The organism is Streptomyces sclerotialus, from assembly GCF_040907265.1.
Classification (GTDB): Bacteria; Actinomycetota; Actinomycetes; order Streptomycetales; family Streptomycetaceae; genus Streptomyces; species Streptomyces sclerotialus.
Window position 1 is genome coordinate 3,770,699 of record NZ_JBFOHP010000002.1, and the last position, 17,514, is coordinate 3,788,212.

The following is a 17,514-nucleotide window of genomic DNA, read 5'->3' on the forward strand; positions in this document are numbered from 1 at the left end:
GGTCCGCCGCTACCCGGCGTCGTCGAGCAGGGCCCGCAGGACCGGCGCGGCGTGCGTCCACAGGAGCATGCCGCCCGCGTCCGGGACGAGACGCCGCCGCGCGGCCGGCAGCCGGGAGGCGAGCCGGGCGCCGTGGTCCGGCGAGTGGGTGGGCGCGGTGTCCTGCGCGCCGTACCAGAGGTCGACCGGGATCCGGACCACTGCCGGGTCGAACGGCCAGCGGCTCATGGTCAGCAGCGTGTCCCGGGCGTACCCGGCCGGTCCCGGCGCGAAGCCCTCGGCCATCGCCTCCCGGAAGGCCGCGGCGAACGCCGGCTCCGCCAGGAGCGCGCGGTCGCGCCCACCACTGCCCGCCACGATCAGTTCGTAGAGCGTCTCCGGGCTCCCGAAACCGGCGAACGACCGCTCGGCGGCCACCGGGTCGGCCGCGGCCCGGCCGACGAGGTACCGCACCTCGTCCGGCAGCAGCGCGTCGAAAGCGGGCGCGGCCAGCTCGTCCGTACCGGAGACCACCGCGAGCCGGGTCAGCACCCCCGCCGCCGCGCAGGCCAGCGCGAACGGGGCGCCCTGCGAGAAGCCGACGCCGCGCACACCGGCGAGCCCGCGCCGCGCGGCGAACTCCCGGACGTCCTCGGCCCAGCCGGTGAGCGTACGGCCGGGGAACGGGTCGGAGCCGCCCAGCCCGGGGCGGTCCACGGAGATCAGCCGTACGCCCAGCTCCTCGGCCGCCCCGGCGCCGAGACCGAGCCGCCGGGACGTGGCCGCACCGGGGCACAGCAGCACCGGCACGCCGTCCTCGGGCCCCCATTCCCCCCACGCCAGCCGTCGGCCGTCGGCCAGCCGGACGGCCCCGAGCCGGGCGGGCGGGGGCACGGCGAGGGCCGTCCCGGTTTCGGTCGCGGACATGGCACCAGCGTCGGCCGCCGCCCCGGTCACCGCAACCGAATTGCCGACGGGGGCGCGCGGGACGCGGGCGGCCGCCGTGCGGACGTACGCTGCCCGGCATGACCACGACGGACGACACCCCCGAAGCCCGCGCCTTCCGCGACCTGCTGCGCAGCCTGCGGGTCTGGACGGGCGAGCTGCCGGACTTCGACCCGGACACGGCCCCTGAGGCGCCACTGCCCCTGTTCCGGCAGTGGCTGGGCGAGGCGGCCGCCGCGGGCGTACCGGAGCCGCACACGATGTCGCTGGCGACCGCGGACGCGGCGGGCGACCCGTCCGCCCGCATCGTGATGCTGCACGACGCCGACGAGAACGGCTGGCACTTCGCCTCGCACCGCGGCAGCCGCAAGGGCCGCGAGCTGGCCGCCCGCCCGAGCGCCGCGCTGTGCTTCTACTGGCCGCTGGTCGGACGTCAGGTCCGGGTCCGCGGCGCGGTCACGGCGGCCGGCCCCGAGGAGAGCGCCGCCGACCTGCGCCGCCGGTCGCCGGGCGCGCTGGCCGCCGCGCTCGTGGGTCACCAGAGCGAGGTCCTGGGCTCCTTCGCGGAGCTGGAGCGGGCCGCCGACGAGTCCTGGGAGCGGGCACAGCGCGAACCGGACGCCGCGGTGCCGAGCTGGACGGCGTACGTGCTGCGCCCCGAGGAGGTCGAGTTCTTCCAGGGCGACGACCGCCGCCGGCACGTACGGCTGTGCTACCGGCGGGCGGACGACGGGTGGCAGCGGGTACTGCTGTGGCCGTGACGCCCCGGGCCGGCCGGGGCGCTCAGAACCGCTGGTACATGATGTGCAGCCCGACGTAGCCCTTCTCGGGATGCAGGAAGCCCTCCGGCAGGGTCGTCATGATCTCGAAGCCGAGTGACTGCCACAGGGCCACCGCGCCCTTGTTGGTCTCCACGACGGCGTTGAACTGCATCGCGCGGTACCCCTCGGCGCGGGCCCAGCGCAGTGCGTACTCGCCCAGTGCCCGGCCGACGCCCTTGCCGCCGTGCGCCGGGTCGACCATGAAGCTCGCCCCGGCGATGTGGGCGGCGGCGCCCATGTGGTTGGGGTTCATCTTGGCCGAGCCCAGGACCGTGCCCTCCTCGTCGACCGCCACGACCGTGTGGCCCGGCGGGCTCAGCATCCACAGCGCGCGGCCCCCTTCCTTGTCGAGGTCGCGCGGGTAGGTGTACGTCTCCCCGGCGGCCACGATCCGGTGGAAGAACGGCCAGACGGCGTCCCAGTCCTCGGTTACGGCTTCTCTGATCAGCACCCGCCCAGGGTGCCTCCCGCCGCCGCGCGACGCCACCGGATTACCGTCGCGCGCGGGCGGGCCCGGCGACGGGGTCAGCGGTCACGCGGGCGGAAGACCGGTACGGCGGGCCCGCCCTCGCGGTCGGCGCGGAAGACCGCCCGCAGCGCCATGCCGCTCCGCAGCCCCGGCTCGGGGCAGTCGTGGATCATCAGCACGAGAGGGAGGAGGTTGAGCAGTAGCCCGGCGACCAGCGCGACCGGCAGGAGGAAGCCGACGACGAGACCGGCCCCGAGGGCGAGTTCGGCGTGCACGACCACGTACGCCATCCTTCGGGCTGGCCGTACGACCACGTCGAAGCCGCGGCGCACGGCGGCCCAGCGGTGCTTGTCCGCCACGTCGGCAGCCCAGGCGATGCCCGTGCCGCGCTCGGACCAGGCCTTCCCGTCCTTCTGGCGCCAGCTCTCCAGCCACCACATCCCCAGGCCGATACGGAGCACGGCGCCCCCTTCGGGCCCGCCGAGGCAGATCGTCCGGCATCGCGCCTTCCCGTTCGCGAGGGCCATAACTGACGGGCTGTCAGTTGGCGTCGCCAGTTCGGCGGATGCACGACCGGGCGCAAGGGGCGGGGCGGGATCCCCCTCGCGGGGTACAGCAGTACGCGGCACCCCTGACGGGCCGTCAATTACCCACCACCTGGCTGGGCGTCAGGTGCCTATCGGGTCAGACGGGAGCGGCGTAACGATGCCGGGATCCACTCATGGCACCCTCACCACTCACTCGCGGCCGGCCCGACGCGCGCCCTGGCCCTCACCAAGCAGCTGGTCAACGCCTCGCTGGAGGCCGACCGGGGCGCGGCGTTCGCCGCCGAGGCGGCCACTCAGGAGATCAACATGACGACCGCGGACGCGCAGGAGGGGGTGGCGGCCTTCGTGGCGCGCCGCGCACCCGAGTACCGCGGCCGCTGACCCGCGCGCAGCTCCGCGTGGACCGCGCGGTCACTCGCCGCTCGGGCAGAGCGGTACCTGCTCGACGTTGCGGGTGTGGACGCCCGGCAGCCAGCCCTCGGCACCGTCCAAGGACGTGACCCGGTACCAGCGGACGGAGATCGCGCCCGTCCTGTCCCGTACGCGGCGGCCGTCGGTGATGACGCACTCCGTGGCCAGCCGGTCGCTGTTCCAGACCCGGCCCGCGGCGTTGCCCGGCGCGGAGTACGCCTGGTGCGGGTCCCGGGCCAGCCGGAGCGCGCACCGTTCGGTGCGGGCCTTCTCGCACGCCGGGTCACTGTTGTGGGCCGTGAGCTCCAGGCCCGTGCCGGGCCCCGGCGGCGCGGGGCGCTCGCCGCCCGCCCCCACCAGCCGCCACACACCGAGGGCCAGCGCGAGCGCCGCCACGACGAACAGCGTGGTCATCAACTGCGGCCGCCTGCGCAGGTACGACAGGGGGCTGCGCGGCGCACCCGGAGCCGGCGCGGACTCCGCGATGCGGGTCCACAGGCCGGGAGGTGGCTGGATTTCCTCGTCGGCCGCACGGAGACGCTCGCGCAATATCGTTTCAGCAGCGCGCCGCCCCCGGCCGTTCCGGTAACCGGTCCGGCGGCTCCGCCGCCCGCCTCCCGGTGCGCCGCCACGGCCGCCCCCGGGCCCGCCCTGCCCGTTCACCGGGTTCCCCGGCCCGTCCTCCGGGCCCACGGGGCCGTTACCGGGGTCCACGTGCGTGCTCCCCGTGTCGTTCCGCTCCACGATGTGCTCACCTCCCCGTGAGGTCGTACGGCGAAGCGGCGAAGTGCTCCCGTAACCGCTCCAGGGCGCGCGTCCGGTGCCGCGCCGCCGTGCACCGCTGCACCTTCATGATCTTGGCGGCCTTCCCGAGGGTGTAGCCGTCCAGGTCGACGAGGATGACCAGGCCGGCCTGGCGGTGCGTGAGCCGGCTCAGCAGCCGCACCGCCTCCAGCTCGGCCTGGCGGCGCTCCCGTCTGCCGTCCCAGCCGGCGCCGGGCAGCTCGCGCATCAGCGCACCGCTGCCGGGCCCGTCCTCCGGTCCGCCCTCGCCGATCAGCGCCTGCCGCCGCTCCCTGCGGTGCGCCTCCCGGGCGACGCTCAGCAGGGCCGTGAAGGCGCGGGCGTACGGCTCCGGGTGGGCCAGGAAGCGGTACGGGCGCGCGGCGAGCTTCAGGTACGTCTCGTGCACGATGTCCTCCGCCGACTGCCGGGACCCCGCCAGCAGCACGGCGCGCCGGTAGAGCCGCGGCAGCAACCCGGAGAAGACGTCGTCGAAGGACGGCGACGGAAAGGGAGACGACGGCAGCGCATCGGCCATGAGGTGGAACTCTCCCCGAATCCGATACAGGTGCGGCCGTGAGGGAGATACCCGGCATGATCCGCCGCCAACCGGCCGAATACCGACAATCATTCGATCCGCCGGTGATCCGCCATCCGGCGCCGCCCGCGTGGCCCACCTGTCCCCGCGCGCCTCCGCACTTTCTACCTGACGGCCAATCAGGTCCAATAGAGGGTGGAAGGGTGGAAGGGAGCGCAGCAGGATGGGACATGCCGGCATGGCGGCCACGGCGGTGCGCCATCTGCGTTCGGTCGGCGCCGAGACCTCGGCCCCCTCGATCCCCGGGCCCGTCCCGCCCGACGGCCCGGCAGCGGCCGTCAGGCCCGTTCTGCGGGCCGTACGCGAGGACGAGCGGACCCCCGGCGACCGGGACGGATTCCGGCGCGTGCTGGGCCATTTCGCGAGCGGCGTCACCGTCGTCACGGCACCCGGCGACGCGGCCGGCCCCGCGCCCGCCGGCTTCGCCTGCCAGTCGTTCGCCTCGCTGTCGCTGGATCCGCCCCTGGCGACCTTCATGGTGGCGCGTACGCCGACGACCTGGCCGCGGATCGCCCGGGCCGGGGCGTGCTGCGTGAACATCCTGGGCGCCGGCCGGAGCGAGCTGTGCCGCGGCCTCGCGGTCAGCGGCGCCGACAAGTGCGCCGGGGTGCGCCACACGTCGGCGCCGGTGAGGATCACCGCTGCTGGCGGGCGTACCAGCCTGGCTCGACTGCACCGTCCAGGCCGTCCACACGGGCGGTGACCACCTCGTCGTCGTGGGCCGGGTGGACGCGCTCGGCACGGACGGGGCTGCCGCCGCCGCGGGGCCGCTGCTCTTCCACCGCGGGGAGTTCGGGGAGTTCAGGACAGTGCGGGACTGGCACGGCGCCGGATCACCAGCACCATCAGGACCGCCAGGGCGCACAGCGCTCCGGAGCCGTACCAGACCGGGTCGTACCGCCCCAGGGCGTCGCGGACCAGGCCGGCCACGAAGGCGATGAGTGCCGCGCCCACCTGGTGGGAGGCCAGCACCCACCCGAAGACGATCGCGGCGTCCTCCCCGTAGTGCTCGCGGCAGAGCGCAATCGTGGGCGGCACCGTCGCGACCCAGTCCAGCCCGTAGAAGACGATGAAGAAGAGCATCGGCGGGTGCACGGCGTCCGAGAGCAGCGCCGGCAGGAACATCAGCGACACGCCGCGCAGCCCGTAGTACACGGCGAGGAGCCGTCGGCTGTCGAAGCGGTCGGTGAACCAGCCGGAGGCGATCGTCCCGAGGATGTCGAAGATCCCGATGACCGCGAGCAGCGAGGCGGCCAGCGTCATCGGCATGTGGTGATCGTGTGCCGCGGGCACGAAATGCGTCTTGACCAGGCCGTTCGTGGTGGCGCCGCAGATCGCGAAGGTACCGGCGAGGAGCCAGAAGGGGCCGGTGCGCGCGGCGTCGGCGAGCGCCTTCAGCGCACGCCGGGCAGCGCCTCGCCGGGGCGCGGGCCGGGGCACGAACTCGCGTGCGCCGTACGGGGCCACGCCCACGTCCGCGGGGTGGTCGCGCAGCAGCAGCCAGACCAGCGGTACGACGGCCAGCGCGGTCAGCGCCACCGTGACGGCCGCGGGACGCCAGCCGTGGTCCTCCACCGTCCAGGACAGCAGCGGGAGGAAGACGAGCTGACCGGAGGCGCCGCCGGCGGTGAGGATGCCGGTCACCAGACCGCGGCGGGCGACGAACCAGTGGCCGGTGACGGTCGCGGCGAAGGCCAGCGCCATGGAGCCGCTGCCCAGGCCGACGAGGACACCCCAGTAGAGGGTCAGCTGCCAGGAAGCGGTCATCCATACCGTGAGCCCGGCACCGGCCGCGATCACGGCGAGCGCCGTGGCGACGACCCGCCGGACGCCGAAGCGGTCCATGAGCGCGGCGGCGAAGGGGGCGGTGAGGCCGTACAGCGCGAGGTTGACCGAGACCGCGAACCCGATGGTGCCGCGCGACCAGTGGAACTCCGCGTGCAGCGGTTCGATCAGCAGGCCCGGCAGCGAGGCGAAGCCGGCGGCGCCGACGAGGGTGAGGAAGGTGACCGCGGCGACGGACCAGGCGCGGTGCGGGCGGCGGCGCCGGGTGGGAGGTACCGGCACCGGAACGGCTTCTCGGAGTTCGGGAGTCTGCGTCACCCGACCAGCTTCGGGCGCCGGGCCGACATCATCGAGTGGCCAGATGGCCACTGTTCATCAGGATCGGGCCAGCGCCCGTCCCAGGAGGCAGGCGCGCGACCACAGGAGGCGGGCGCGCGCCTCAGGAGGCCGCCGGTCCGGAGGCCCGAAGAGCAGCACCCCCCGTGCCACCCGCCCCCGTTCCGCGTCCGGCACCGTCTCGGCGAAGTCCTCCACCGGATACGTCCGCGTCACCGGTTCGTCCAGCAGCAGCCGCCCCGCGCGGTACAGGGCGGCGTGGCGCGCGATGTCCCGCTGCGGCCGCGACGAGCCGTACCGGCAGCCCAGGACCGACTTGTCCAGGTACATCGAGGACCTTGCCGGTCAAGAAGTTCCCCCTGCCGCGCCCCTTCCCGCAGTTTCTGGCGGGTCGTTAGGTTTTTGAGCAGACGCGGTACGAAGACAAGCCCCACGGCCGATCACCCGAGGAGCGCGCGTGGTCCTGCCGCAGGAGTTCCACGACATCGCCGGACGTGTGAACAACTGGGGGCGGTGGGGCCCCGACGACGAGATCAGCACGCTGAACCTGATCACCCCGGAGGCGGTGCGCGCCGCCGCCGCGACCGTACGCAGCGGCCTCCGCGTCCCACTCGCGCTGCCGCTCCAGCAGGACGGCGTGCAGACCGGCGCCATCCCGGGGCGGGTCGCCCCGCTGCGCACGATGGTCGCCGTCAACGACGATGTTCGGCCCCGGCACGGTCGCGACCAGCGATGACGTGGTGACCATGGGCCTGCAGGCGGCCACCCACCGGGACGGCCTCACCCACGTCCCGCACTCGGGGCGGCTCTACAACGGCCGCCCGGCCACCGCGGTCACCGCGGTCACCGCCCACGCCGGCGCGACCGCGCTCGGCATCGAGAAGCTGCCGCCGGTCGTGGCACGCGGCGTGCTGCTGGACGTGGCGCGCGTACGGTACGGCGGCGGCGACCGGCCGCTGGACGCGCGCACGCCGTCACCCCGGACGACCCGGAAGCGGCGGAGGAGCCGGCCGGCACGGCCGTACACGCCGGTGACGTGGCCCTTGGCCTCGTACGCACCGGGCAGCTGCGGCGCTATCTGGCGGGCGACAAGCAGGGGTACGCGTTCCCGTCACCGGGGCTGTCGGTCCGCGCTCCGGAGGGTTCCACGCCCGCGACGTCGCCGCGGTCGCCAACGACACCCGCACCTTCAAGATCTTCCCGCCGGAGATCGAGGATCTGTGGCTGCCCGTGCACGCGCTGCACCTGGTCGAGACGGGGACGCCACAGGGCCAGAACTGGAACCTGGAGGAGCTGTCGGCGGTCTGCGCGGCCGGGGGGCGGTACGCCTTCCTGCTCTCGGCGGTGGCCGAGCCGTTCACCGGCGGCACCGGGATGCTGGTAGCCCCGGTGGCGGTGCTCCAGCGGGAGCCGGCCGGCCGGGCTCCGCGCGGGCGCCGGACCGGCCTGGGTGACGGTGCGCTCATGCGCACCCCGAGCGCGGCACAGCGGACCGCCACCCGGCTCCGGGCGCGACCCGCACTCGCCAAGGGGGCGTCTCCCCCGTACCCTCGGCGTCCCCTCGCGGCGAATCGCTGACCACAAGCGTGATCAAGTCGCCACGGCACGTCAACACCTGGTCTGGACTTTTTCTGTTCACACCCGGTGCGTGGCGGCGCACGGCTGCTCGTAGGCGCCCCTCGCGCCCGGCTCGGTGCCTGCCCCCATCAGCAGCGGCCGGCCGCGGTCCACCTCGCACCAGATGCGCTTCCCCGGACCCTCGGGCTGCCAGCCCCAGCGGTCGGCCAGGCCGTCGACCAGCTCCAGGCCCCGGCCGTTGGTGTCGTCACCCTCCGCGCGGCGCGGCCGCGGCGGCCGGGCGCTGCCGTCCGCGACCTCCAGCCGTACGGTCCCGACCACGGGCCCGGCACCGGAGAAGCGGAGCCGCAGCTCGGCGTGCGAGCCGGCGTGCACCACGGCGTTGGTGACGAGCTCGGAGACCAGCAGGATCAGCGTCTCCGCCAGCGGCTCGTCGGCGCCTATGCCCGACCCGGCCAGCCGCGACCGGGCCCACCTGCGGGCCCGCCCCACTTCAGCGGGGTCGGGCCGCACTTCCAATTGCACCTGAAGCACCTGCACCGCTCACACCATCCGAACCGGCGGAAACATCGCCTCGCGCCTCCACGGGATCACGGTGCGTGACCCCGGCGAAGCACAGCATGGTTGACGTTCAGTCACCCCAACAAGCGCTTCAGGCATATTCCAGCGGAAGGGAGTATGCGTGCTGCATACTGTGCGACGCGCAGTGCGGGGAGTCGAACGCGGGGGTTTCGCGGGCCCCCGCCCGGTGCGAACGGTACGCATCCCGTACCCCGGAGGTGCCTCGTAGGCAACGCCGGGGTGGTTGCGCCTCAGAACCACTCGCACCTGAGCGAGCGTACCTGAGCCCTGCACCGACTCCTGGGCGTAACGAGTCACGCGAAGGACACAACCCGATATCGACGCTGTGTGACCGCTCATGCGTGCGGAGTCCGACATTCCGCTCAACGCCGGTCACAGAGCGATATGACCGTCGGCCAGCACCTCCGCCCCGCCGGCCGCCCTCTGCCAGGCCTGTGCGCGCAGCCGGGCCCGCTTCAGGGCGAGGCGCACGTCCGCCTCCCAGGTGAATCCCGCCCCGCCGTGCACCTGAAGGCAGTCCCGGGCGTTGCCCTCGGCGGCCTCGTCGGCGAGCAGCTTCGCGCCGGCCACCTCGGCCGGGTTCCCGGTGACGGACGCCGCGTACACGGCGCTTCGGGCGATCTCCACCCGTACCAGCATTTCCGCGCACAGGTGCTTGACCGCCTGGAAGGAGCCGATCGGCGCGCCGAACTGTTCCCGCTGCCGCGCGTACGCCACCGCCGCCTCCAGGGCGCGCACCGCCCCGCCCAGCTGCTGCGCGGCGGTCAGCAGCACGGCCTCACGGCGGAGCCGGGGCACGATCACCGGGTACGGCTCGCCGGGCGGGCCGCCGCGTACCCGGACCAGCGGGTGAGCGGGTCGACCGAGCGCACCACCGCCGTCGGCAGCTCCTCGGGCGCGCACCGGCGGGCGGTGTCCACCCCCACCACGATCACCTCGTCGCAGTCGGCCGGATGTTCCCGCAGCACGGCCGGAGCCGCCGCGTCGCACGCGCTGCGCGTCACCACGAGGGACGTCGGCTCGACGGCCTTCCCGTACGCCCATGTCGCGGGCCCCGATCACACCGTCCTGCCGCTGCGGTACGGCATCCCCGCCGTCCTCTTCGAGCACTTCGCGCTGCCCGGGGCGCTGGCCGCCCACCGGCGGCACGGCGTCACCGTCGCCGGCGGCTCCACGGCTTTCTGCCCGCTCTTCCGCACCGAACAGCGACGGCAGGCGAGCGCCGGGCCGCTGCTTCCCGCGCTGCGCCTGTCGGCGGGCGGCGGCGCGCCCGAACCGCCCGGGCTGTACTACGAGGTCGTCCGCGAACTGGGGTGTGCGCCCTCACGGGTACGCGCTCACCGAGGCCCCGATGGTCACCATGGGCGACCCGCTGGACAGCGACGCGCACCTGGCCGGAGCCGACGGCCGGCCACCGGCCGGCATGGAGATCCGCATCGGGACCGACGGACAGCGGAAGGCCGTCTCGTCGTCACCGGGCGGCTGAAGGACATCATCATCCGCAAGGGCGAGAACATCTCGGCACAGGAGATCGAGAACCTGCTCCACCGCCATCCGGACCTCCTGGGCTCCGCCGTCGTCGGGCTGCCGGACACCGCGCGCGGGGAACTGGTGTGCGCGGTGGTGGAACGGCGGGACGGGGCCGGCCCGGTGACACGGGAGTCGCTGGGCGCATGGCTACGGGAGCGCGGGCCGGTCCCGCACGAGCTGCCCGATCGGGTGGAGGTGGTGGACGCGCTTCCTCGGGGGGCGACGCTGCGCAAGGTACTCAAGGGCGAGCTGCGCGCCCGGTCCGCGCTCGGCGCGGCGGGGCGTCGGGCCCCTTCGTACGCCGGGGGCGCCGCGTCTCAGGGGCGGTAGGACGCGGACGCCTGCTCGTAGAAGCGGTCCACGTCGGCGCGGTTCCGGTCCGGGCCGATGACCAGGACGACGTGGTAACGGCCCCGGTCCAGCAGCGCCCGATTGCGCGCGTACGTCGCGGAATTACTGTCCTCACCCCAGGTGAAGGTGCCCTCGGCCGTGGCCGTGCGGCCGACGTCGGTACGCCGCAGCCCCGAGGACGAGGTCCAGCTCGCGTCCCGGAACGGCGCCAGCTCCGCCTCCTTGTCCTGCTGGTACGCCATCGGGTCGGACCCGAAGCGCTTCGCGGTGTCCCGGCCCGGCACCACCAGCAGCGTGAAGTCGCCCTTGGTGTACCGCACCTGGCCCTGGGCGTTCTTGCCGTGCCGCTGCCAGCCCTTGCGCACGGCGATCCGGAAGCCCTCCGGGTCGTCGCGCATCTCGAAGCCCTCGGCGAGGCCGGCCGGGGCCGTCGTCCGGGAGTGGCTGCTGCCGACCTCCCCGCCACCCGGTTGCGAGCCCTCCGGGCCGGGCTCGGGCGCGTCGGTCACGCTGCCGCTGGGGACGGCGCTCCGCTGGTTCCCGGCGCCGCCCTGGTCCGCACCGGTGCCGGGCAGGAACAGCACGGCGACCAGCACCGCCGCGACGACCAGCAGCAGTACCAGGCCGAGCAGCAGCGTGCCCAGCCGCCGGGGCCCGCCGCGGGGCGCTCGGCCACCGACGTCCCGCCGCGGCTCCCGCCGCCGCTCGCGGTCACGGATGCCATCGTGGGCGCCGTCGAGGTCGTGGAAGGCGTCCTCGCGGCCCGTCACCGAGGCCTGGTCCCGGAAACCGTCATGGTGGTGCGGCGGCGGTACGGGACGGGCGGGAGGTGCCGGGGCGGGGTGGACGGTGCGTGCCGCGGGGTCCGGGCGCGCCGCGGGCCTGTGCGGGCGTTCCCGGCCCGGGCGCGGCTTCTTGTGCCGGCCGCGGCGTACGAGTTCGCCGCGGCGCCGCACGATCGGCAGCCGGCGCGGATCGCCGCTCCGCCCCAGGGCCGGCACGGTCACCACCGCATGGCCCGCGTCCGGCTCCGGTGCCGTACGGACCAGGGAGCGCAGCCAGCCGCGCAGCTCCTCGGAGTCCGGGCGGTCCGTCGGGTCCTGGCGCAGCAGGGACTCCACCACGGGGCGCAGCGCGCCGAGCTCCTCCGCCTGTGCGGGCGCGCGTGAGCACACCAGCTGGACCAGTTCGGCGGCGCTGTCCTCGGGGTACGGGGCGTGGCCCTGCACGCTGCGGAAGAGCAGGGCGCCGAGGGCCCAGAGGTCGGCGGCCGGGCCCACGGGCGGCGCGAGCTGCCAGTTGGCGTGGACGGGGCCGGCCTGTTCGGGGGCCCAGCGTTCGGTGACCGCGCCGACCATCGTGATCCGCGCCTGGCGCGCCCGCTCGGCCGCCAGAGCGTTCCCGGGTGCCGCGCCGGGGTACGCGCCGGTGTCCGGACCGGGGGGCACGCCTGCCGGTCCGCCTGTGCGGGGCGCCGGCACCGTGCCTGCCCCCGTACGCGCCGGGGGCGGGCCGGCCTGGCGGGCGCCCGGCACCGCCGGGCCGGGCGGCAGCGCGTGCGTACCGCCCTGCGGGCGGCGTACCGGGCCCGGCAGCCCGCCACCGTACGTGGCACTGCCCGGCCGGGCCGGCTGCCGGGGCACGGGCGGCGCGCCTGGCCCCTGACGCGGGGCACCTCCGGGCGGACGCTGCGGGACACCCGGCGGGCCGGGCGGCACGCCCTGCCCGCCAGGCGGCGGCACGGCGGGACGGCCCTGCGGCACGGCGGGCTGCCCCTGAGGCGCCCCGGGCCGACGCTGCGGGACGCCGGGGGGACCCGGCGGCATGGCGGGGGAACCCGGGGGCGCGGCGGAACGGTTCGCCGGGCCGACGTGGTCCCGGTACGGGCTGAACTGCTGCCCCTGCTCGCGCCCCGGCCCCTGACCCGGCCCCTGTCCCTGCCGCTGCTCCTGGTCGTGCAGGCGGCCGCCCTCGGGAGCGGCGCCGCCCCTGTCAGAGGCGTGCGCGTCGTGGGCGGTGCGGGCCGCCGCGGCCCTGGCCCCGGCCCGGTAAGCGGCGATCGCCCCCGCGCGTGCCCGCCGGGGATCGTCCTCGGCCCCGCCGGCCCCCGAACCACCCGGCCCGGATCCGGCCGGCCCCGGCCCGTGCGATCCACCGGCCCCGGGCCCCACCTGCTGTCCGGCACCGAAAGCGGAGGCAGGAGCGGAGGCGGAGGTGGGAGCGGAAGCGGAGGCAGGAGCGGAGGCGACACCAGGAACGGACGCCCCCGCCCCCGAAGCCGCTCCCGGGCCGGTCGCGTTCGAGCCCGGGCCGGTCGCGTTCGAACCCGAGCCGGTCGCGTTCGGGCCGGTCGCGTTCGGGCCAGGCCCCCCGGCTCGCCACTCGCGTACGACGCCCGGGCGGACGGCGCCAGGGGGCGGAGCCGCTTCGCGCGGGACCGGGTCGTAGCCGCACAGCGCCTCCTCCGCGGCGCCGGCGGCCAGGCCGGTGAGGACGACGCGGCCGTCGTCGCAGACCAGGACCGTACGCGGGGTGATGTTGCGGTGCGTCCAGCCGTGCGCGTGCAGGGCGTGCAGGGCGGTGAGGATGTCGGCGGCGATCTCCGCCGCGCGGTGCGGGGACAGCGTCCGGTCGGCGAGCAGCGCGGCCAGCGGACGCGCGGGAACCAGTTCACTGACGATCCAGAGGCTGCCGTCCTGGGCGAAGACGTCGAAGACCTGGTCGAGCCGGGGGTGGTCCGGGATGCGCGCGGCGGCCGTCGCGGCCTCCAGCGCGCGCCGCACCACGGGGTCGGACGGATCACGGTCGGCCGGCGCATCCCCGTCGCCGTACCCGGCACCCGCACCGGGTCCCGTACGCCGTGCCCGGCCCCCGTCGCCGTATCCCCGCGCGGGTCCGCCGCCCATGCCGTACTCGTCGACCAGCTCCGCTTCCACGACCTCCGGCAGCGGGACCTGACGGATCAGCACTTCCTGCCCGCTGTAGGTGTCCAGCGCGCGGGCCAGGGCCGGTTCGGGCGCGTCCGGCGGCACCGGAAGGCGGTAGCGTCCGGCGAGCACTCGCCCCGCGTACTCGTCCACGACGCCTCCCCAGTGCGCGCGCTGCCCGCAGCCCCCTGACGAACCGTTCATACCCCCCGGCAGAGCGGTCCGTGGTCAGTTCCGGTCGCAATACTGCCGATATACGGCTGCCTACGGTCTATGCGGTGCCACGATACGTGTCCCGAGTGCGCCTGGGGACCGCTCGGCGCAACAGTCCTCACCCGCCCCGGCGGCTTTCTGCCAACGGAGCGGGTGACGGGCGCGGCGCCTCACGAGAAACGGAAGAAACAGTCCCTCTCAGGAGGGGGCAGTTCTTCTCGCCGAAGGGGATCTTTTTCCCACCTCGGAAAGTCAGTCCTTCACCTCGAACGTGCGGAAGGCGGTCTCGCGGAGCTGCCGGCACTGCTTGTCCGACCAGCTGCCGGCCTTGCAGGTGATCATGATCGCGTAGCCGTGGTCGGCGTCGGCCTTGAAGCCGCGGTTCAGTACGCGCACCTTCTGTCCGTGCTGCTCACGGGTGAACGACCAGTCCGCGACGGTGGGGTAGTCCCGCCAGTCGGTCTGCTTGATGCCGATGAGGTGGTAGCCGGAGCTGTTGCCGCGCACGGCGGGCTCCAGGCTCCGCCAGGCCGCCGCCGCGTCGTTCGACGGCTTGGCGTTGTAATCGACCTGAATGCGCGGGAACCCGCCGGACCCGCTGTATATGGCGCCCGAGTTCTGCCCCGCCGTGGCGATCTTCTTCCAGCCCGCCGGCATCGCCATCGAGAAGTGGAACTGGCCGTTGGAGATCTTCTTGAAGCCCTGCGGGACGTCCTGGCCGTCGCTCTCGTTCTCGTCGGGCTCGTTCTCGTCCTCGTCCGGCTCGTCCTCGCCCTTGGCCGGCTGGTCGCTCGCCGCACCGTCCGGCGACGCGCTGCTGGTCCGCGGGCTCGCCTTGCCGTCGTCCTTCGGCTCGTCGGACGCGGGGGCCGCCTCGGCGCTCTGCTTGTCCCCGGCCTTGCCCTTGGTGTCGTCCCCGCCGCTCAGCGCGAAGGCCAGCACCGCGCCGAGCACCGCGAGGACGGCGACGACCGCGACGATGACGAGTGTGCGCTTCGGCACGACGTCGGTCAGCGAGGCCCTGGTCGCGCCCGCCGGTGTCCGGCCGGACGCCGGCTCGCCGCCCGGCGCCGACGCGGAACGGGCGGCCGAAGCGGCCGTCGCGGCGTTGCGTACGGACTTCAGCGCGCCGCGCATCCGCTCCCTGGCGGGCTCGGCGGCCGCGCCCACCGATGCGGCCGCGGGTCTTGGCGGTGCCGGGGGTTTCGGCGGCAGCGCCATCATGCGCGTCGACTCGGCGGGCTTCTCGGGCGGCTTCGGGCCGGTGTCCTCGGGGGCGTTGACGGCGTCGGTCAGCAGCGCGCGGGCGGCCTCGTCCGACAGCCGCCGCGCCGGGTCCTTCACGAGCAGGCCGTAGATGACCTCTTCGAGCACGCCGGCGTTCTTGGGCGGGTCCACCGGCTCGGTCATCACCGCGGTCAGGGTGGCGATCGCGGAGCCCTTGTCGTACGGGGGCACGCCCTCGACGCAGGCGTACAGCAGTCCGCCCAGCGACCACAGGTCGGACGGCGGGCCGGGCTTCTGGCCGCGGGCACGCTCCGGCGCGATGTACGAAGGCGCGCCGACGAGCATGCCGGTGGAGGTGACCGAGGGGTCGCCCTCGACCTGGGCGATGCCGAAGTCGGTGAGCACGACCCGGCCGTCGTCCGAGATCAGGACGTTGGACGGCTTCACGTCGCGGTGCAGGATGCCCTCGCGGTGGGCGGCGCGCAGCACGTCCAGGACGGCGAGGCCGACCTCGGCGGCGCGCCGCGGGGTGAGGGCGCCGTCGTCGCGGATGACCTCGGCGAGGGAGCGGCCCTCGACCAGCTCCATGACGATCCACGGGCGGTCGTCCTCGTCGACCACGTCGTAGACCGTGACCGCGCCGTTGTTGCGGATCCTGGCGATCGCCTTCGCCTCGCGCAGCGTACGGGTGATCAGGCGGCGCTTCTCGTCCTCCTCGACCCCGCCCGGGAAGCGCAGTTCCTTGACCGCGACCGTGCGGCCCAGGACCTCGTCCCGCGCCCGCCAGACCGTGCCCATGCCGCCCCGGCCGAGGACATCGCCCAGCCGGTAACGGCCGGCGAGCAGCCTGCCCGTCTCGCCGTCCTTGGCGTCCTCGTCGCCCACTGAATCCCCTCTGCAATCCAGCCGAGTTGGCAACCGCAACACCAAACTGCCCCAACTCGGACAACCCACCCTGGCAGAGCCTTCATTCTCCCTCATCCGTGGCGGTGGGGAAGGCCCGGGTCCAGCAGGAGTACGCACTGGGCACCCGTCATGATGGGCCCGACGACCGGGAGCCCTGATTGACCTTGCGATCCGTGAATTTTAGCCGCGCGGCGGCGCTGACGGCTGCCTTCGGCGTGCTGCTCACGGCCGGATGCACCGGACACGACCGTGCCCCGGCGCGCTTCGCGGCCGGGGATGCGCCCGGCGCGCGCAGCTCCGTCTCGGGTTCCCCGAGCCCCGCTTCGGGTACGCCACCGCCCGCCTCCCGTACGCAGCGCCCCGGACCGAAGGAGCCGGCGCCCGACCGGACCGCGCCGCCGCGTACCCGGCCCGCTCCCGGTGCACCGAGTACGCCGAAGCACACGGCACGGCCGCCGAAGCCGGCGACGGCACGGGCCGTCCGCGCGCTGGCCGAGGGCGGGACGCCGGGCGCCGCGGCGCTGACGACCCGTGACGGCCGGGCGTACGCCTCCCGTTTCACTACCGCCGGCGTGGCCGACGTACGGACCGAGCGGCCCATCACGCCCGCCGACCACTTCCGCGCCGGCAGCCTCACGAAGACGTTCATCGCCACGGTCGTGCTCCAGCTGACCGCCGAGCACCGGCTCTCCCTCGACGACACCGTGGGCCGGCTGCTGCCCGGCCTTGCCCCCGGCGCCACGGACCCGCGCGGGGTCACCGTCCGCGAACTGCTGGACCACACCAGCGGCCTGTACAACTACACCGCCGACCCGGAGCTGTCGCGGGAGCTGCACGGGCCCGGCTTCACCGCCCACCGTTACGACACCTACACCCCGGACGAGCTGCTGCGGACCGCGCTGGAGCATCCGCCCGAGGCCGCACCCGGCGACCGGTACGCCTACTCCAACACCAACTACCTCGTACTGGGGCAGATCATCGAGGCGGTCACCGGACACCCGTACGCCCAGGAGGCGGAGCGCCGGATCATCGGGCCGCTCGGGCTGTCGGGGACGTCCTTCCCCGGGACCGACCCGAGCCTGCCGCGGCCGTACGGGCGCGGCTACTCACAGGTGGGCTCGGAGCGGGTGGACAGTACGACGCTGGATCCCAGCCGGGCGGGCGCCGCGGGCGAGCTGGTCACGACCCTCGGCGACCTGAACCGGTTCTTCGCGGCGCTGCTCGGCGGCCGGCTGCTGCCGTCCCGTCAGCTCACGCAGATGCGGGACCAGAAGGACACGAACGGGATGTACGGCCTGGGCCTCTACGGGACCCGGCTGCCGTGCGGCGTGACGGTCTGGGGCCACGACGGCGACATCAACGGCTCGTACGCGCGGACGGCCGCCACCGAGGACGGCCGGCACGTGCTGACGTTCCGGCTGAACACGGACCGGCCGGACCCGTCCCGGCGCGTCCAGGCCCTGCTGACGGCGGAGTTCTGCCCGCGGACCTGACGCGCCTCCGGGAGCATCCCGGTACGCCGGCG

At 74.8% G+C, this 17,514-nt stretch carries 12 protein-coding genes and 5 pseudogenes; 6 read left to right on the plus strand and 11 right to left on the minus strand.

Going from position 1 to position 17,514, the window contains the following annotated elements; all coding sequences use genetic code 11:
- Positions 1-9: 9 nt before the first annotated feature.
- Positions 10-906 (minus strand): alpha/beta fold hydrolase, encoded by an 897-nt coding sequence (locus tag AAC944_RS16640; RefSeq protein WP_030619782.1) that lies wholly within the window; start codon positions 904-906, stop codon positions 10-12.
- Between the two features lie 98 nt (positions 907-1,004).
- On the opposite strand from AAC944_RS16640, the gene AAC944_RS16645 reads away from it, so the two are divergent.
- Positions 1,005-1,685 carry a pyridoxine/pyridoxamine 5'-phosphate oxidase gene (locus tag AAC944_RS16645; RefSeq protein ID WP_030619785.1) on the plus strand — a complete coding sequence of 227 codons (681 nt, stop codon included), beginning with the start codon at positions 1,005-1,007 and terminating at the stop codon, positions 1,683-1,685.
- 22 nt (positions 1,686-1,707) lie between these two features.
- Here AAC944_RS16645 and AAC944_RS16650 read toward each other — a convergent pair whose 3' ends face one another.
- Together AAC944_RS16650 and AAC944_RS16655 are read right to left on the minus strand one after the other, a co-directional pair.
- The gene (locus tag AAC944_RS16650) at positions 1,708-2,196 is read right to left on the minus strand and encodes a GNAT family N-acetyltransferase (protein WP_030619788.1); all 489 of its coding nucleotides are present in this window, start codon (positions 2,194-2,196) and stop codon (positions 1,708-1,710) included.
- Positions 2,197-2,270: 74 nt separating this feature from the next.
- Positions 2,271-2,741, minus strand: coding sequence for a PhlB family protein (locus AAC944_RS16655; RefSeq protein WP_051872101.1), 471 nt, complete (start codon positions 2,739-2,741; stop codon positions 2,271-2,273).
- Between the two features lie 213 nt (positions 2,742-2,954).
- On the opposite strand from AAC944_RS16655, the pseudogene AAC944_RS16660 reads away from it, so the two are divergent.
- Positions 2,955-3,143: pseudogene (locus tag AAC944_RS16660) on the plus strand (enoyl-CoA hydratase/isomerase family protein); the annotation flags it as partial.
- 30 nt (positions 3,144-3,173) lie between these two features.
- Here the strand turns inward: AAC944_RS16660 and AAC944_RS16665 are convergent.
- Both AAC944_RS16665 and AAC944_RS16670 read right to left on the minus strand, forming a co-directional pair.
- A complete protein-coding gene (locus tag AAC944_RS16665) occupies positions 3,174-3,587 on the minus strand; it encodes a hypothetical protein (RefSeq protein WP_196943161.1) in 414 nt (137 codons plus the stop codon).
- Positions 3,588-3,924: 337 nt separating this feature from the next.
- Positions 3,925-4,494, minus strand: a complete 570-nt coding sequence (locus AAC944_RS16670; RefSeq protein WP_368397212.1) for an RNA polymerase sigma factor — start codon at positions 4,492-4,494, stop codon at positions 3,925-3,927.
- A 238-nt stretch (positions 4,495-4,732) separates the two neighbouring features.
- Between AAC944_RS16670 and AAC944_RS16675 the strand changes: the two are divergent.
- A pseudogene (locus tag AAC944_RS16675) lies at positions 4,733-5,357 on the plus strand (flavin reductase family protein); the annotation flags it as partial.
- Here the strand turns inward: AAC944_RS16675 and AAC944_RS16680 are convergent.
- Both AAC944_RS16680 and AAC944_RS16685 read right to left on the minus strand, forming a co-directional pair.
- Positions 5,356-6,657 (minus strand): MFS transporter, encoded by a 1,302-nt coding sequence (locus tag AAC944_RS16680; RefSeq protein WP_037772831.1) that lies wholly within the window; start codon positions 6,655-6,657, stop codon positions 5,356-5,358. The pseudogene AAC944_RS16675 and the gene AAC944_RS16680 overlap by 2 nt on opposite strands.
- 57 nt (positions 6,658-6,714) lie before the next feature.
- Positions 6,715-7,011 (minus strand): annotated as a pseudogene (locus AAC944_RS16685) (hypothetical protein); the annotation flags it as partial.
- 121 nt (positions 7,012-7,132) lie between these two features.
- Here AAC944_RS16685 and AAC944_RS16690 point away from each other — a divergent pair.
- A pseudogene (locus AAC944_RS16690) lies at positions 7,133-8,076 on the plus strand (cyclase family protein); the annotation flags it as partial.
- A 234-nt stretch (positions 8,077-8,310) separates the two neighbouring features.
- Here the strand turns inward: AAC944_RS16690 and AAC944_RS16695 are convergent.
- On the minus strand, positions 8,311-8,793 hold the full coding sequence (locus AAC944_RS16695; protein WP_078888776.1) for an ATP-binding protein: 483 nt from the start codon (positions 8,791-8,793) through the stop codon (positions 8,311-8,313).
- A 414-nt stretch (positions 8,794-9,207) separates the two neighbouring features.
- Positions 9,208-9,633 carry an acyl-CoA dehydrogenase family protein gene (locus AAC944_RS16700; RefSeq protein WP_438272810.1) on the minus strand — a complete coding sequence of 142 codons (426 nt, stop codon included), beginning with the start codon at positions 9,631-9,633 and terminating at the stop codon, positions 9,208-9,210.
- Between the two features lie 174 nt (positions 9,634-9,807).
- Here AAC944_RS16700 and AAC944_RS16705 point away from each other — a divergent pair.
- Positions 9,808-10,695, plus strand: a pseudogene (locus AAC944_RS16705) (class I adenylate-forming enzyme family protein); the annotation flags it as partial.
- Here AAC944_RS16705 and AAC944_RS16710 read toward each other — a convergent pair.
- Both AAC944_RS16710 and AAC944_RS16715 read right to left on the minus strand, forming a co-directional pair.
- Positions 10,683-13,796 carry a serine/threonine kinase C-terminal domain-containing protein gene (locus AAC944_RS16710; protein WP_030619808.1) on the minus strand — a complete coding sequence of 1,038 codons (3,114 nt, stop codon included), beginning with the start codon at positions 13,794-13,796 and terminating at the stop codon, positions 10,683-10,685. The pseudogene AAC944_RS16705 and the gene AAC944_RS16710 sit on opposite strands and share 13 nt — an antisense overlap.
- 312 nt (positions 13,797-14,108) lie before the next feature.
- Positions 14,109-15,968, minus strand: coding sequence for a serine/threonine-protein kinase (locus tag AAC944_RS16715; protein ID WP_030619811.1), 1,860 nt, complete (start codon positions 15,966-15,968; stop codon positions 14,109-14,111).
- Positions 15,969-16,162: 194 nt separating this feature from the next.
- Between AAC944_RS16715 and AAC944_RS16720 the strand changes: the two genes are divergently transcribed.
- A complete protein-coding gene (locus AAC944_RS16720; protein WP_368397214.1) occupies positions 16,163-17,482 on the plus strand; it encodes a serine hydrolase domain-containing protein in 1,320 nt (439 codons plus the stop codon).
- The last annotated feature ends 32 nt before the right edge of the window (positions 17,483-17,514 follow it).

Coding starts and splice junctions, on each gene's coding strand:
- AAC944_RS16640 (WP_030619782.1), bottom strand. CDS start 906: ATGTCCGCGACCGAAACCGGGACGGCCCTCGCCGTGCCCCCGCCCGCC.
- AAC944_RS16645 (WP_030619785.1), top strand. CDS start 1,005: ATGACCACGACGGACGACACCCCCGAAGCCCGCGCCTTCCGCGACCTG.
- AAC944_RS16655 (WP_051872101.1), bottom strand. CDS start 2,741: ATGGCCCTCGCGAACGGGAAGGCGCGATGCCGGACGATCTGCCTCGGC.
- AAC944_RS16665 (WP_196943161.1), bottom strand. CDS start 3,587: ATGACCACGCTGTTCGTCGTGGCGGCGCTCGCGCTGGCCCTCGGTGTG.
- AAC944_RS16670 (WP_368397212.1), bottom strand. CDS start 4,494: ATGGCCGATGCGCTGCCGTCGTCTCCCTTTCCGTCGCCGTCCTTCGAC.